General features: G+C 39.9%; 7 protein-coding genes and 1 pseudogene. 7 read left to right on the plus strand and 1 reads right to left on the minus strand.

Translation table 11 applies throughout. The annotated features are described in order from the left end of the window. Positions 1 to 104: 104 nt before the first annotated feature. Positions 105 to 507 (minus strand): annotated as a pseudogene (locus RM049_RS05660) (transposase-like zinc-binding domain-containing protein); the annotation flags it as partial. 284 nt (positions 508 to 791) lie between these two features. Between RM049_RS05660 and RM049_RS05665 the strand changes: the two are divergent. From RM049_RS05665 to RM049_RS05695, 7 genes are all read left to right on the plus strand, one after another. Further along, entirely contained in the window at positions 792 to 6986 is a 6195-nt protein-coding gene (locus RM049_RS05665) for a non-ribosomal peptide synthetase (protein WP_322703481.1), read from the plus strand. A 117-nt stretch (positions 6987 to 7103) separates the two neighbouring features. Continuing rightward, positions 7104 to 8126 carry a TauD/TfdA family dioxygenase gene (locus tag RM049_RS05670; protein WP_322703482.1) on the plus strand — a complete coding sequence of 341 codons (1023 nt, stop codon included), beginning with the start codon at positions 7104 to 7106 and terminating at the stop codon, positions 8124 to 8126. Positions 8127 to 8377: 251 nt separating this feature from the next. After that, entirely contained in the window at positions 8378 to 12433 is a 4056-nt protein-coding gene (locus tag RM049_RS05675; protein ID WP_322703483.1) for an amino acid adenylation domain-containing protein, read from the plus strand. An 11-nt stretch (positions 12434 to 12444) separates the two neighbouring features. Further along, on the plus strand, positions 12445 to 13761 hold the full coding sequence (locus RM049_RS05680) for an MFS transporter (RefSeq protein ID WP_322703484.1): 1317 nt from the start codon (positions 12445 to 12447) through the stop codon (positions 13759 to 13761). A 429-nt stretch (positions 13762 to 14190) separates the two neighbouring features. Then, positions 14191 to 15417, plus strand: coding sequence for an ABC exporter membrane fusion protein (locus tag RM049_RS05685; RefSeq protein WP_322699572.1), 1227 nt, complete (start codon positions 14191 to 14193; stop codon positions 15415 to 15417). A 27-nt stretch (positions 15418 to 15444) separates the two neighbouring features. Continuing rightward, complete coding sequence (gene devC, locus RM049_RS05690; RefSeq protein ID WP_322703485.1) at positions 15445 to 16602, plus strand: ABC transporter permease DevC; 1158 nt, start codon at positions 15445 to 15447, stop codon at positions 16600 to 16602. Between the two features lie 84 nt (positions 16603 to 16686). Next, on the plus strand, positions 16687 to 17382 hold the full coding sequence (locus RM049_RS05695; RefSeq protein ID WP_322685034.1) for a DevA family ABC transporter ATP-binding protein: 696 nt from the start codon (positions 16687 to 16689) through the stop codon (positions 17380 to 17382). Positions 17383 to 17444: the final 62 nt, after the last annotated feature.

A 17444-nucleotide genomic window follows, 5' to 3' on the forward strand; every position in this document is an offset into this window, starting at 1 on the left:
GGTACATTTGCAATCGCTACTCTAAGTTTTCTAAAGCTTTAGTTTTTATCAGTTTTTCTTTTGTAGAAATATTTTAAATCAAATTATGAATGCGAGTTTAAGTATAACGCCGTCCATATGCAAATTTTGTTTTTTTGACCGCACAAAAGTTTCCAGTTTATCTAATTCCCTAACGGATGGTATTTTATCCGTTGGCGGTGCCTCCGGTAAGTTTTCGCTAATTTGTTTTACCCAGTTAATTATAGTCGTGCGATCAACCCCTATCTGACGTTCAATTGCTCTAAAGCTAGCACCATTAATGTATGCTTTTAAGCATTCTATTTTTTTCTCATCTGAGTATCCTTTTGGTGGGCTGTAGACATCAATGAATTGGCGTTAGCGTTCGCGTAGCGTCTCGTAGAGAAGCGGGGCGGAACGCACGTCGCAATTAGTACATATGTGATTCTGTTTACCTCGCCGCCAGCCATTTTTCCTAATCTCAGTACAGCCGCAGTATGGAAAACTCACAGTAGGGCACCTCAATTCCTCCCTCTATTATGCAACCCCGACTTTTCAATAAAGCAGCGAGGGTTCAGTTTTTCTGCCAGACATCTTCTCAAAGCCGCTTTACAACTAGCATACGAGCTTAACTTATCGCTCATACGCCCAAGATCGGCAATGCCAAAACAAGATATGTAAAGAAGTGACTGCATAAATTTATTGAGCTTGCCCTATAGAAGTTTTGACCTACACTAGCCACTTACTTGTGTAACTTTACTAAAGTTATCTTTTTAAATAAAAGCAATAAATTTATGAGTGATTTACTAAAGCGTTTAGAACATCTATCGCCTCAAAAACGCGAACTTGTGCTGCAAAAATTGTTGGCACAGCAATCTTCTCCAATCAACAATAAACCTAAAGTTCCACGAATTGAATCTGTTAGCACTGATAAACTAATTCCTTTATCTTTTCCTCAACAAAGACTTTGGTTTCTCGACCAAATGGAGGGTAATAGCGCTGCATATAATATGGCTGCTGCGGTAGAAATTACTGGTAATTTGCAAGTATATCTCCTCGAAAAAATCATCGCAGAAATCATTCAACGTCATGCAATACTTCGCACTAACTTTAAAACAATTGATGGAAATGCTGTCCAGATAATTACACCTTGTTTAACAATAGCTGTTCCAGTAATTGACTTACAAACATTGCCAGCAGAAGAACAGTTTGCCGAGGTAGAACGTTTGGCAATTGAGGAGCAACTACAACCTTTTGACCTGACAAAAGATTGTTTGTTGCGAGTGACATTACTACATTTGGCATCAGAATCTTATGTATTGCTAGTAACGATGCACCATATTGTTTCTGATGGCTGGTCGATGGGGGTATTTATTCAAGAGTTTTCCAGTTTATACGCAGCTTTTTCTCAAAATCAACCTTCTCCACTACCAGAATTAGCCATCCAATATGCTGATTTTGCTCATTGGCAGAGGCAATGGTTGCAAGGTGAGGTATTAGAAAATCAACTCAACTACTGGCGGCAGCAGTTAGCTGGTATCCCACCAATATTAGAATTACCTACAGATCGTCCGCGTCCTCCAGTTCAAACCTTTCAAGGTCAAACTTTACATTTTGAACTCAACCAAAATCTTACAAAACAATTAAATATCCTGTGTCAAAAGTCAGGGGCAACTATGTTTATGGCCCTGATGGCAGCTTTTGTAACTTTACTGTTCCGCTATAGTAACCAGTCAGATATTGTTATCGGTTCCCCGATTGCTAACCGCGATCGCCAGGAAACACACTCACTAATTGGTTTATTTGTCAATACCTTAGTACTGCGGACTAATTTAGAAGGAAATCCGAGTTTTGCAGAATTACTACAAAGGGTGCGACAAGTTGCTTTAGATGCCTATGCTCATCAAGATATGCCTTTAGAGAGATTAGTTGAAGCTTTGCAACCAGAGCGATCGCTTTCTCACATGCCTTTATTCCAAGTAGCATTTGCCATGCAGAATGCACCAATGGGTAAATTAGAATTACCCAACTTGAGCTTAAATCTTTTAAAAATCGAAAATCGTACAGCGAAATTCGATCTGACGTTATCAATGCAAGAAACCGAGTCAGGACTTTTAGGAGAATGGGAATTCAATAGCGATTTATTTGATGCTACGACTATTAGCCGCATGGCAGGGCATTTTCAGACTTTGCTGGAAAATGTTGTGGCTAACCCTCAGCAAAAAATTGCGGAATTATCATTATTAAGTGCTAGCGAGCAGCACCAGCTACTTGTAGAGTGGAACGATACCCAAACTGCTTATCCCCAAGGTAAATGTATTCATCAGTTGTTTGAAGAGTGGGTAGAACAAACACCAGATGCAGTGGCGGTAGTCTTTGAGAATCAGCAACTTACTTACCGAGAGTTAAATCATCGCGCCAACCAATTAGCACACCAGTTGCAAAACTTAGGTGTAAAACCAGATGTCCTGGTGGGTATCTGTGTTGAACGTTCCCTAGAGATGATCGTTGGGTTATTAGGGATTCTCAAAGCAGGTGGTGCTTATGTACCTTTAGATCCTAATTATCCGAGCGATCGCTTGGCTTTTATGCTCGATGATGCTCAATTACCAGTGCTATTGACACAACAGCGATTGGTTGAGAAGTTACCACAGCATCAAGCAGTCACAATTTGCCTGGATGCAGACTGGAAAGAAATTGCCAACAATAGCAGCTCTAATCCTGTTAGTGCAGTTACCGCTTCCGATTTAGCGTATGTAATTTATACCTCTGGGTCAACGGGTAAACCAAAAGGTGTGATGGTGGCACATACTGGGTTATGTAACTTAGTAATAGCGCAAATTCAGATTTATAACGTCCAAACTGATAGTCGCATTCTCCAGTTTGCCTCCTTTAGTTTTGACGCTTCTATTTTTGAAGTTGTGATGGCTCTGGGAACGGGAGCTAGACTTTACCTGGGAACAAAAGAATCTTTATTGCCCGGTTCATCGTTAATTGAACTATTACAAAACTACGGCATTACCCACATCACTTTACCACCATCAGCTTTAGCGGTCTTACCTGCCGAAGAACTCCCAGCTTTGCAGAATATTACTGTAGCCGGAGAAGCTTGTCCTCCCGACTTGGTTGAACGTTGGTCTTGTGGTCGGCGTTTCTTCAATGCCTACGGCCCAACAGAAGCGACTGTCTGGTCAACAGTTGCAGAATGCAGCGGTAACATCACTAACAAACCCCCTATTGGTCGTCCAATTGCTAATACACAAATATATTTGCTCGATGGAAATTTGCAACCTGTACCCGTTGGTGTTTCTGGGGAACTGCATATTGGTGGCATTGGATTAGCCAGAGGTTATCTCAACCGTCCTGAGTTGACACAACAAAAATTCATTCTTCACCCCTTTCAAAGAGGCAGGGGAGCAGGGGAGCAGGGGAGCAGGGGGGAAACAGAAGACCAATCCTTTAATTCCAAACGCCTCTATAAAACTGGGGATTTGGCACGTTATTTACCTGATGGTAATATTGAGTACTTAGGACGTATCGACCATCAAGTTAAATTACGCGGCTTTCGCATTGAATTAGGAGAAATTGAAGCTTTACTCAGCCAACACCCAGGCGTAATTCAAAATACAATCATCGTCCGTGAAGATATCCCTGGCAGTCAACGTTTAGTTGCTTACACAGTTCCTAATTCAGACCAAGTACCAACAATTAGTGACCTGCGACGATTCCTAAAGGAACGGCTACCTGAGTACATGGTACCGTCGGCTTTTGTGATGTTAGATACTCTGCCTTTAACACCAAACGGCAAAGTAGACCGTCGGGCATTACCTGCACCAGAATCCCGTCCTGAGTTAGAAGTCAACTTTGTGGCTCCACGCACCCCACAAGAAGAAAAGTTAGCGGCGATATGGGCGGATGTGTTGAGATTGCAGCAAGTTGGGATTCACGATAACTTCTTTGAAATTGGTGGCGATTCTATCCTGAGCTTGCAAATTATTGCCAGAGCCAACCAAGCCGGAATTCAATTAAATATCAAGCAGTTATTTCAACATCAGACAATAGCTGAGTTGGCTGCTATGGCAAACACAACACAGAGCATCAAAGCAGAACAAGGTTTAGTTACAGGTTCCTTACCATTAACACCTATCCAGCATTGGTTTTTTGCACAAAATCTACCTCAACCAGCCCATTTTAATCAGTCAGTGTTGTTGGAAGTACCAGCAGACCTGAAACCAGAAATATTAGAACAAGCCTTGCAGCAATTATTATTGCACCACGATGCTTTACGTTTGAGATTTATCCAAGAAGGGGAAAGCTGGTTACAAACTAATGCTGATGCTGATGGTACAGTAACTTTAACTTGTGTAGATTTATCAGCCATGTCTGCGACAGGGCGAAGCGCGATCGCCTCACAAGAAAAACAAGCAGCCCTAGAAACTACTGCTAACAGGCTACAGGCTAGCTTAAATCTGTCACAACAGTTAATGCAAGCTGCCCTGTTCAACTTTGGTGCCGAACAACCCGCTAGATTGCTGATCGTTGTGCATCACTTAGCTGTGGATGGTGTTTCGTGGCGAATTTTGGTAGAAGACTTATTTAATGCTTATCAACAACTAAATCGGGGAGAAACAATTCAACTTCCAGCCAAAACATCTTCCTTCAAAGAATGGTCGCATCGTTTAGTTGAATATAGCAACTCAGAAGCACTTGCAGCCGAAATAGACTTTTGGTTGGCTCAGTCATCCGGCTCTACTTCTTTGCCTGTAGACTATACTCAAGCAGTTAATACCGTTGTTTCATCCGCACAAGTTTCGGTATCTCTCGACGAAGAACAAACCCGTGCTTTGCTGCAAGAAGTTCCTGCTGTTTACAACACCCAAATTAACGATGTGTTGTTAACTGCTTTGGTACAAAGTTTTGCTCAATGGACTGGTGAATCTTCCCTACTCGTTGATGTTGAAGGTCACGGACGAGAAGAACTGTTTGCAGACATCGATTTGTCGCGCACTGTCGGGTGGTTTACTTGCCTTTTCCCCATTAAATTAGAATTGGCAGCGATCGCCGATGCTGGTAAAACTTTAAAATCAATTAAAGAACAACTACGCCCTTGCCAAAAACGGGGTATTAACTACGGGATTCTCAGCTATCTCAGTCCCAATTCAGCAATTCGCCATCAACTCGCAACTGTACCCCAAGCACAAGTTAGTTTCAACTACTTGGGACAATTTGACCAATTATCGGAATCTGGATCGTGGAAATTGACCCAAGAATCTGCTGGTGCAGAGCAAAGCAAATTAGGCGATCGCACTCACTTACTAGAAGTTAACGCCTTAGTAGCATCAGGTAAGCTGCAACTTAATTGGACTTATAGCCAAAACATTCACCAACAATCGACTATTGAGGCTTTAGCTGCTGGTTTCATTAATGCACTAACAGATATTATCAATCACTGTCAGTCTGCTAATGTTGGTGGTTATACACCTTCAGATTTTCCCGAAGCTGAGTTAACTCAGAAATATCTGGACAATTTGATTGCAGAAATGGCAATCCGTGACACAGCCAGCAAAAAGAAAAATATTGAGTCGATTTATCCCCTTTCCCCAATGCAGCAAGGTATTCTCTTTCATAGCCTGTATGACCCAGAGTCTGGGGTGTATTGCGAACAGTTAAGCTGCACTCTCCACGGATATATTAATCCAACAGCCTTTGCCCAAGCTTGGCAACGAGTAGTTGAGCGTCATCCGGCTTTGCGTACCTTCTTTGTCTGGGATAATCTTGACAAGCCGCACCAAGTCGTTTGCAAAACTGTAAATCTACCTTTTGCTGCTGATGACTGGCGTTCTCTATCGCCTACCCAGCAACAAGAACAACTTATAGCTTTTCAGGAAGCAGATAGAAACAAGGGTTTTGAACTTAACCAAGCTCCCTTGATGCGTTGTAGTCTCATCCAAACAGCAGATGATACTTACGAATTTGTCTGGACTTTCCATCATTTATTGATAGATGGATGGTCTTTACCTATCGTGGTTCAAGAAGCTTTTGCTTTCTATGAAGCTGCGAATCGGGGTAATGATTTATATCTAAAAACTCCCCGTCCCTTCCGAGATTATATAACTTGGTTGCAACAACAAGACCTTTCCCAAGCCAAAGAATTTTGGAAGCGATCGCTTCAAGGTTTTACAGCCCCAACTTTACTAATTGCAGATAAGTCTGTTGTTCACAATTCCCAGCAAAAGCAAACTTATCACGAGCAGCATATTCAATTACCACAAGCATTAACAACTACGCTGGAATCTCTAGCTAGACAACATCAACTGACTCTTAACACTGTAGTACAAGGAATTTGGGCACTGTTACTCAGCCATTACAGCAGTCAAAAAGATGTAGTATTTGGCACAACTGTATCCGGTCGACCTCCATCTCTTGTGGGTGTAGAAACTATGGTAGGCATGTTTATCAATGCGTTACCAGTACGGGTACAAGTATTAGAAGATTCTCAAATATTACCTTGGTTGAAAAATTTATACATACAGCAGGTAGAACGGGAGCAATACTCTTATACTCCCTTAGTGGAAATTCAACGGGTAAGTGAAATAGCTAGCGGCACACCAATGTTTGAGACTAACGTCGCATTTTATAATTACCCAGTAGATCCTGCTTTGCAAAATTCCAGTAGCGGCTTAAAAATTGACAACATCAGTAATTATGAGCGCACAAAATATCCTTTGATGTTAGTAATTATGCCTGGTGAAAATTTATCTGTGGGACTGAGCTATGAAGGCAACCGCTTTACTCACGATACTATTGCTGATATTCTAGACAACTTTGCAACTATTGCTAACAAAATTACTGAACAGCCTGATGCTAACTTGAAAACATTAGCAGAAATACTTGTTCAAGTAGACAAACAAAAACAACTCATCAAAGACCAAAAAATGGCAGCAACAGCAATTAATAAGTTGAACAAATTCAAGCGTAAATCAGCTTAAGTTTCTGGCGTTGCTAATCAAGTGTAAATGTTCCTCACGCAGAGAAGCAAAGCATAGTCTTTTATCCTCTGCGTCTCTGCGTGAAACAAAAAAATATATTAACCAACACGAATCAAAATGAACGACTTAGAACTAACAATAAACAGCATCAAAAAGCTACAAATCGGCAAACGCAAAGTAGTTGAAAAATTAGTCAACATAGAACCGCTCAACTCAGCTAATCCTCTACCGTTAGTCATTTTTCCTGCTGTAGATGGCGTCAATTTAATTAATTGGACACAGCAAAACCGCGATCTGATTGAAACTAATTTACTGAAAAATGGTGGTATACTCTTCCGAAATTTCCACGTCAATACAGTTGAAGATTTCCAAAGGTTTGTGAAGGTAGCTTCAACCGGAGAACTCTTAGATTACACCTATCGTTCAACGCCACGCACAGAAGTAAGCGATAAAATCTACACTTCAACTGAATATCCCGCAGATGAAGCAATTCCCCTACATAACGAAAATGCTTACTCTCCCATTTATCCCATGAAGATATGGTTTTTCTGCGTTAAAGCATCTGAAATTGGCGGAGAAACACCAATCGCTGATAGCCGTAAAATCTTTGAACGCATCAACCCGTCTATCAAAGAACGGTTTATCGAAAAGAAAGTTATGTATGTGCGAAATTATGGCGATTTAGATTTGCCTTGGCAAGAAGTTTTTCAAACCACAAGTAAATCTGAGGTAGAAAGTCATTGCCGCAAGTTGGGTATCTCTTTTGAATGGACAGGTAACAATACCCTCAGAACAAGCCAAGTTTGTCAAGCTGTTGCCAGACATCCTAAAACAGGTGAAATGGTATGGTTTAACCAAGCTCATTTGTTTCATATTTCCAGCTTGAAAGCAGAAGTACGCGACTCATTGTCGGCATTACTCAAAGAAGATGAATTTCCTCGCAATGCCTATTATGGTGATGGTTCTCCGATTGAAGTCTCTGTTTTAGATGAAATCCGGGAAATATATCGCCAAGAAGCAGTTATTTATCCTTGGCAGGAAGGAGATGTGTTGATGCTGGACAATATGTTGGCAGCACATGGACGGATGCCATTCGTCGGCAAAAGAAAAATTGTAGTTGCGATGGCAGAATCTTGTTAAAGCAGTTTTATTTTGCTTTTTTTCAACGCAAAGGTACGCGGAGGTTAGCGCAAAGGTACGCAGAGGGTTTTTAATGTTATCCTCCCAAATGCTTATTAGGTAAGTATTTGGGAGTTTTTGTTTAAAATCTGGCAACTTACAGCATAAATTGATTTGACTACCCCTATTAAAACATTGATGCAGGTGCGACTTCGTTCAATTTACATAACTTGTATCGCCAGTATTGATTAATTGAAAAGGATTTCAATTTTATGCACGCTGAAATGACCAATCTGATTCGTATTTCTCCTCAGCAAAAACATTTATGGTTGCAGCAAAAGGATAATTATCAAGCTTACTGTTCCCAAATTGCGATAAATATCGGCGGTAATCTTAACCCTGATATTCTTAAATTAGCTTTAGTAAATATCAGCGATCGCCACGAAATATTTCGCACTGCTTTTCATTCCTTACCAGGTATGAATATTCCATTACAATCAATTAGCGATGCTCCGAAGAGAGCTGCCAAGGGCGATCGCAGCACAATTTCACTTGGAGAAGACGACTGGAGTAGTTTAACTTCTCAAGTACAACAAGCTAAAATTGATGCGCTTTTCCAAGATCAAAGCCTCCGAGTTTTTGATTTTGAACAAGCCGCAAGTTTACATTTTATCTTAAGTAAATTAGCTTCAGACAAGCATATACTGTTTATCAGCTTGCCTGCTTTATATGCAGATATAACAACACTCAATAATCTTATATATGAAATCGGTCGTTCTTATACAGCATGTTTACACGGCGAAGAACTATCAGATGAAGCGATGCAATATGCAGATATTTCTGAATGGCTAAATGAATTATTAGAGTCTGAGGAGACAGAGACAGCAAGAACTTATTGGCATCAGCAAGATATTTCTTCTGTATTAAATTTGCGAATTCCCTTTGAAAGTAAAAATGTCAATCAGTCATCTGGAGAAATTGTATTTGTACCTCAATCGCTCTTTTTGAAGGTTAATCGAGATACGGTAGAAAAACTGGAAATATTGCAAGAAAATTATCATACTTCAACTGAAGCAATTTTATTAGCTTGTTGGCAAGTACTACTTTGGCGGTTAAGCGGTCAGTCTGATATTGTGATTGGGACTGCTGGCGATGGACGCGAATATGATGAATTAAAAGAAGTTTTAGGACTTTTAACTAAATATTTACCTGTTCATTCGCACTTAGAGAATACTTTAAAATTCTCAGAACTTATAGAAAAAGTTTCTGAGTCTTTTCGTTTTGCCAAACAATGGCAAGAGTATTTTGACTGGGAACATCTGACCGCTACAAATGATAAATTTGCTTCTCGTGCATTTTTTCCTTTCTGTTTTGATTTTACAAAACAATCACAGAGCTATGTACATGCTGATATTTCCTTTTCGGAATATAAAAAATCAGCTAACATAGAGAAATATCAAATTAAGCTCTCCAGTGGCTACAGCCAAAACAATTTATTTTTGAATTTTGATTATGATTCTAGTTTATTTTCAGAGGCTAGTATCAAAACTATTGCTGGACAATATCTGACATTAATAGAAAGTGTCACTCATAATCCAGAAGCAGCAATCATTGATTTAAATATGATTGGTGAAAGCGATCGCCAAAAATCATTGATTGATTTTAACAATACAAAAACAGAATTTTCACAAGATAAATGCATCCATCAACTATTTGCAGAACAAGTAAAACGCACACCCGATAACATCGCAGTTGAATTTAATAACGAGCATCTCACTTATGCACAATTAAACGCCAAGTCCAACCAGCTAGCGCATCAACTACAAAAGTTGGAAGTAAAACCAGAAGTATTGGTAGGAATTTGTGTAGAACGTTCCTTAGATATGCTAATTGGTATCCTTGGTATCCTCAAAGCAGGTGGTGCATATATACCATTCGATCCCACATATCCCCAAGAACGCCTGGGATTTATGTTAGAAGATGCTCAAATTCCCATACTGTTAACTCAACAAAGACTTGTAGATAAGTTTGTTGAACATAACACCCGTTTAATTTGTCTCGATCGAGATTTCCCGGAAAATGTCACACTCAGCATTGAAAATCCTGTAAGCGAAGTCACGCCGGAAAATTTAGCTTATATAATCTATACCTCTGGTTCTACAGGAAAACCCAAGGGAACTATGATTCCTCACAGAGGTTTAGTTAATTACCTGAGCTGGTCTACAAACGCTTATGCGATCGCCCAAGGTTACGGCGCTCCAGTACAATCTTCCATAGGGTTTGACGCGACGATTACCAGCTTATTCTCACCGTTATTGGTTGGACAAAGAGTAGTACTATTGCCTGAGAAGGAAGAAATTGAAGCATTGTCAGCACTTTTGCAGTCTGATAAAAACTATAGCTTGGTTAAAATTACTCCAGCTCACCTAGAAATGCTCAATCAGATGTTACCTAACCACGAAGGTGTAACGAAAACGAGAGCATTAATCATCGGTGGTGAAGCATTATTGGGTAAAAACTTGAAATTTTGGCGCGATAATGCTCCAAATACCAGAATAATTAACGAATACGGCCCAACCGAAACTGTTGTTGGTTGTTGTGTTTATGAAGTTAGCGAACAAACTTCTTTATCAGGTGCAATTTTAATAGGTCGTCCTATTGCAAATACTCAACTTTACTTGCTTGATAAAAATCAAAAACTTGTACCAATTGGTGTTCCCGGCGAACTATACATTGGTGGTGCGGGAGTAGCTAGAGGTTATCTCAACCGTCCAGAATTAACACAACAGCGATTTATTCCCAACCCTTTCAGCGATGAACCTAATTCTCGCCTATATAAAACAGGGGATTTAGCGCGATATTTACCTGATGGTAATATAGAGTACCTCGGACGCATTGACCATCAAGTTAAAATTCGCGGCTTCCGCATTGAACTAGAAGAAATTGAGTCTTTACTAGCGCAACATCCCTTAGTCAATTCTGTCACCGTGATTGCCAGGGAAGACCAACCTGGAGACAAACGTTTAGTAAGTTATATTGTTCCTCAAGAGCAAGCCCCAACAAGTAGCGAACTGCGCCAATTTTTACAGAAAAAGTTACCCGAATACATGATACCTTCTGCCTTTTTAATGTTAGAGGTAATACCTCTAACCGCTCATGGCAAGGTAGACCGGCAAGCTTTACCGCAACCCGATACATCTCGTCTCGGTACACTCAAAACCGAATTTTTAGCACCACAAGATGATTTAGAACATAAATTAGCCAATATTTGGGAAAATCTGCTCAACGTCCATCCTGTAGGAGTAAAGGATAATTTCTTCGATTTGGGCGGTCACTCGCTGTTAGCTGTACGCTTAATGGCTCATCTTAACCAAGAGTTTGGTAAAAACTTGTCTTTAGCGACACTTTTCCAAAATCCTACAATTGAAAAACTGGCTAATATTCTTCGCCTAGAAACAGAAATATTATCTTGGTCTGCCTTGGTAGAAATTCAAAAAGGTAATTCCAAGTATCCTTTTTTCTGCTTACCTGGAGGTGGCGGCAATGTCCTCTATCTACATAATTTGGCTCGTTATTTAGGGGAAAACCAAACATTTTATGGGTTGCAAGCACCTGGTTTAAATGGGGAATCAGAACCATTGATTTGTGTTGAGGATATGGCAGCTTATTATATCCAGGCGATAAAAACCGTTCAGCCTGAAGGGCCATATTTTCTTGGAGGTCACTCCTTTGGAGGTATTGTTGCCTATGAAATGGCTCAACAGTTAATCAAATCAGGAAATGAGGTTGCTCTGGTTGCGATTTTAGACGCTCCGGCCCCGGTTGCTAGCGACAAACCCTTATATATTGATGTCGATGATGCAACTAGACTGACCGAAACTGCTCGTCTCATCGAACGCTGGGCAGGCAAAAACCTAGATATATCCTATGAGATGCTCCAGCCGCTAGAACTCGACGAACAATTGGATTATCTCAAAGAGCGATTAATCACCGTTGATTTACTGCCTGCTGGTACTGATACAAAGCAAGTGCGTGGTTTGGTGCAAGTTTTCGAGGCAAATCTGCAAGCTAGTATCAAATATCTACCACAAGAAGCTTATCCCAATCGCCTGACTCTGTTGCGAGCTAGCGAAGTGAATGCGGAGGATGCTGCACTTTTAACTGATTTACGCGAAGATCCCGCTTGGGGATGGGGACAGTTTTCCGCTCAAAACATCGATATTCACGTTGTTCCAGGCGACCATATTACGATGATGGCTCAACCTCATATTCTAACTGTTGCAGAACAGCTAGGAATCTGCATTGAGCAAGCAAATGTAGGTAAATAAGGAGTATTGAAATGAGCCAACATCCAAAAAATACAGGAATGCAAATTTTTACCCTCATCTGGTTTGGACAGATGATTTCCCTCATCGGCTCTCAGTTAACTAACTTTGCCTTGGGTGTATGGGTATACCAGCGAACTGGTTCGGTAACACAGTTCGCCCTGATTTCACTATTTACCAGCTTGCCCATGATTCTGATTTCCCCTGTAGCTGGCACGCTGGTAGACCAATTTCCCCGCCGTTGGATGATGGTATTTAGTGACTTAGGAGCAGGTATTTCTACGGGGGTAATTGCAATTTTGTTAGCGGCAGATGATTTAGCCATTTGGCACATATACGTAGGCGCTGCCATTAGTTCCTGCTTTAGTGCCTTTCAATGGCCAGCTTATACAGCTGCTACCACTCTCCTTGTCCCGCCACAAAAACTGGCACGCGCCAACGGTATGCTGCAAATCGGGGAAGCAGCTGGTCGGTTGGTTGCACCAATGCTAGGAGGTGTACTGCTGCTGTTTCTCGAAATTGATGGCATTATCTTCATTGATTTTGCCACCTTTGTTTTTGCTCTGAGTACTCTGTTACTAGTTCCGTTTCCCAAACAGTACATTGATAGACATCGCGCCGAAAAAACTCTTTGGTTTAAGGAAGCATCCTACGGCTTGGTATATTTAGTGAAAAGAAGAGGACTGTTTGCACTGCTACTTTTCTTTGCCGTTAACAATTTTCTTGTCGGCATTGTGCAGATGCTAATTACACCTCTAGTCTTGTCTTTTGCTTCAGCTACAGACTTAGGTACAATTATGACCGCTGGTGGTGTGGGAATGCTGGTCAGTAGCGTTCTCGTCAGTACAGTAAAATCGCCGCAGCATTTAATTCTCAGTATATTTACTTTTATGCTGCTAGGTGGAATCTGCATTACCTGTGCAGGATTTTATCAATCTGTTTTAGTCTTAGCACTGATAGCTTTTCTATTTTTCTTTGGTCTACCAATTATTAACAGTTCAGCCCAAGTTATTTTCCAAAAGAAAGTACCCTCCAGTCTCCAAGGTCGAGTTTTTGCAACAATCGGAGCGATCGCTAACGCGTCACAGCCTTTTGCTTACACAGTTGCAGGGCCAATGGCAGATAAAATCTTTGAGCCATTAATGACTCCGAACGGACTTTTAGCAGGAAGTATAGGAAAAATTATTGGTGTCGGTCAAGGACGTGGTATTGGTTTGATGTTTATTGTCATGGGAATACTAACTGTATTGGTAACAATTATTGCTTATCAGTATAAATCGTTGAGACTGGTAGAAAAGATTGTGCCCGACGCTATTAACCCAAGTTGCTAAATAGAAGCCAGGAGGCAGGAGGCAGAGGGCAGAAGGTAAAACCCAATTACTGACAGGGTTTCACAGGTTGACATTTTACATTTAATTATGTCCACCTACTTAATTGTACTTCCTTAAGTCATAAAATCCCCTCCAGATGAGAAATACGAGGGGTTTATGCTCAACGAAATAATGCCATCTATACTTAGCACTTAACACTCTTGCTCCCCCAGCTTAACTTTATTAACTGAACCATATTGGGTGGGGAAAGCCATACCACAAGACAATTTGGGATATTTTTTGATTTATCAGTTCCCAAGCAAATGCATAAAAGAATTGGCTTACCCCCTATCAAGATACAGAGCGAGATGATTCGGAATTGAAGAATATTTACGAATTACAAATCTCAACATCTAAAATTGCACGAATATTAAATGAGGTTGACCTCCAATGGACATTTTTCGCAAACCAATAAACTTTGATACAAAATCTAAAAAGTGGAGGCTAGCTTTAATAGTTCCTGTAGGACTAGCGGCTGTTGGTGTACCAACCTATATTTTTTCCACTAGCTCAAATTTTAATTTGCAATCTACGAAGCAGAGTAATATTGCCCCAGTAGTTCCAGTTCAACAACCTGTAAATCCAACAGTTGCAGCTTTGGGACGTATCCAAACAAAGGATAAAATCATTAACTTATCTGGTCCATCAGCTTTGCAAACTGCTAGGTTAGATCGGGTTGTGGTAAAAGAAGGCGATAATGTTCGTCGCGGACAATTAATTGCTGTTCTTGATAACGTCAGTCAACTGCAAACAAGCCTAAATAAAGCACAAATAGGTGTTCGAGTTGCTCAAGCGCAACTGATGCAAGCTAAAGCGGGGACTACAAAACAAGGAGAAATTGCCGCTCAACAAGCACGCATTGCAGATTTAGAAGCGCAGTTTCAAGGAGATATTAACATTCAAAAAGCTAAGATTGCTGGATTGCAAGCGCAGTTGAGAAATGCCCAGACGGAATATGCACGCTTTCAATCTTTATACGACCAAGGAGCCATATCTGCGGTCACTAAAGATACTAAAGTTTTAGCAGTAGAAACTTTGCAAGCACAATTCAAAGAAGGTAAAAGTTCTCTCAACCAAACTTTATCGTCGTTTCCCAATCAGATTAGACAAGCTAAAGCTAGCTTGGAAGAGTTAAAAGAAGTTCGTCCAGTAGATGTGCAGGTTGCTCAAAGCGAGTTGGAAAAAGCAAAAGCAGCTGTTATGGAAGCCAAAGCTAACTTAGATTTAGCTTACGTGAAAACCCCGATGGGTGGAAAAATTTTAAAAGTTAATACTTTTCCGGGAGAAACTATTAGTGAAAAGGGAATAGTCGATCTAGCTCAAACTCAAACTATGTATGTAGTTGCAGAAATTTACGAGACTGACATTAACAAAATTAAAGTAGGTCAAAAAGCTTTGATATCGAGTATTGCATTACCTAGAAAATTTTCTGGAACTGTTGAAACAATAGGTGTCCAAATAGGTAAGAGAAATGTTGTCAACAATGACCCAGCCATCAATATAGATTCAAGAGTTGCAGAAGTAAAAGTTCGCTTAAATCCCAATGATACTGACGAAGCCGCTAAGTTTATTAATCTGCAAGTCAATGTCAAATTAGAAACTGATATCAATAGTTAAGTTAAATTAATAGATAAATACTAAAATATGAGCGCTACAACACCAGTTGCTTGGTTACAATTAATTCATCGCAAATCCCGACTAGTAGTAACAATTACTGGCGTTACTTTTGCTGTGATGTTGATGTTTATTCAATTGGGTTTTCGAGACGGTCTTTTTGAAGATGCTGTTGTATTCCATAAAAAAATACAAGCAGATTTAGTACTGTTACATCGCGATACCGAGCGCTTTTTTGATATGAAAGTCTTTCCACGACGCTATTTGTATAACATCTCAGCGGTTGATGGCATCGCATCAGTTAATCCTTTCTATTTTTCCGTTACAAATTTCAAAAATCCTGAAACTTTTGTCAATAGACCAATCGCTATTGCTGGTTTTACACCCGATCAACCTGTTTTTAATTTGCCAGAAGTAAATCAACAGAAAGAACTGATAAAAGCTGCTAACACTATACTATTTGATAGACTTTCTCGACCTGAATTTGGCCCAATCGTTGCAGAATTAGAAAAGCATGGAGAAGTAACAACAGAAGTATCTAATCGCCAAATAAAAGTGAGAGGATTATTTTCTCTAGGAGGTGGGGTGATGACAGCTGATGGTGTAATCATCACCAGTGATTTAAACTACTCTGAGATTTTAAACCACCCATTAGAAAAAGTTCAGATGGGAGTCATTCAAGTTAAACCTGGTGTTGACCCTGAAAGTATAATCAAAAAAATCTCAAAAGACTTACCTCAAGACGTGAAATTAATGACTCTAGAAAATTATATCAAACTAGAGAAAGACGTTTTAGCACAATCTACACCTATAGGATTTATTTTTAATATGGGTACTGTGATTGGCTGTGTATTCGGTGGTATTATTGTTTATCAAATTCTATACACACAAATTTCTGATAGCTTATTTATTTATGCAACATTTAAAGCTATTGGATACGCAAATTCTTACTTGGTAAAGGTGGTTTTACAACAAGCAATTTTAATGTCCTTGATTGGATATATCCCTGGATTTGCTGTTTGCATGTATCTTTATAACTTTGTTCAAGAGGCTACCCGTTTACCAATGATTATGACTATTACTAGGGGTGTAACAGTTATGTTGCTCACAATTGTTATGTGTTCTCTTGCAGGAATGTTAGCGATGAATAAACTTCGTTCTGCTGACCCTGCCGAACTTTTTGGGTAAAGTCATACCATCATTAATAACCTTAGCCTTTTCGGAATATTTACACCACAAATTTATCTATCCTCTAATTTTGAGGTAATCACTATGTCACAAGGTTCTATCATATCTGTTCAGCATCTCAACCACTACTTTGGCAAAGGCTCGTTACGAAAACAGGTTTTATTTGATGTTAGCTTGTCAATTCAATCTGGTGAAATTGTAATTTTGACTGGCCCTTCTGGCTCAGGTAAAACAACTTTATTAAGTCTAATGGCTGGTTTACGGAGTGTGCAAGAAGGTAGCGTGAAAGTTTTGGGAAGGGAAATATATCGAGCTAGCAATCAGAAGCTATTACAACTACGCCGTCAAACTGGATATATTTTTCAAAAACATAATTTAGTACCTTTTCTAACTGCTAGTCAAAATGTACAAATGACTATGGAATTGGCTCGAAATATGTCTCGTAAAGAAATGTGTAACCGAGCAGAAGCAATGTTGGAAATAGTAGGTTTGAATCACCGCATTCATTATTATCCTGAGCAACTTTCAGAAGGACAAAAACAACGTGTGGCGTTTGCACGAGCGCTAGTTACTCAACCTAAATTAATTCTTGCTGACGAACCAACAGCATCGCTAGATAAAAATAGTACTCATACAGTCGTTGAAATTTTAAAAGAATGTGCCAGATATCAAGGTTGTTCCATTCTTTTAATTACTCATGATAATCGCATCCTTGATATGGCTGACCGCATCATTCACATGGAAGATGGTCAGTTAAAAAATGATGTACGCGCTGCCTAATAAGTTGTAGACAAAAATTCATAAGGTCAAATAAAACTTGATTTCTAGAGACGTTAACCGTA

This window comes from Nostoc sp. DedQUE04 (genome assembly GCF_034530995.1).
Taxonomy (GTDB): Bacteria; Cyanobacteriota; Cyanobacteriia; order Cyanobacteriales; family Nostocaceae; genus Nostoc.

Excerpts from the sequence above, each read along its gene's own strand:
- RM049_RS05665 (WP_322703481.1), top strand. The coding sequence starts at position 792 with ATGAGTGATTTACTAAAGCGTTTAGAACATCTATCGCCTCAAAAACGC.
- RM049_RS05670 (WP_322703482.1), top strand. The coding sequence starts at position 7,104 with ATGAACGACTTAGAACTAACAATAAACAGCATCAAAAAGCTACAAATC.
- RM049_RS05675 (WP_322703483.1), top strand. The coding sequence starts at position 8,378 with ATGCACGCTGAAATGACCAATCTGATTCGTATTTCTCCTCAGCAAAAA.
- RM049_RS05680 (WP_322703484.1), top strand. The coding sequence starts at position 12,445 with ATGAGCCAACATCCAAAAAATACAGGAATGCAAATTTTTACCCTCATC.
- RM049_RS05685 (WP_322699572.1), top strand. The coding sequence starts at position 14,191 with ATGGACATTTTTCGCAAACCAATAAACTTTGATACAAAATCTAAAAAG.
- devC (WP_322703485.1), top strand. The coding sequence starts at position 15,445 with ATGAGCGCTACAACACCAGTTGCTTGGTTACAATTAATTCATCGCAAA.
- RM049_RS05695 (WP_322685034.1), top strand. The coding sequence starts at position 16,687 with ATGTCACAAGGTTCTATCATATCTGTTCAGCATCTCAACCACTACTTT.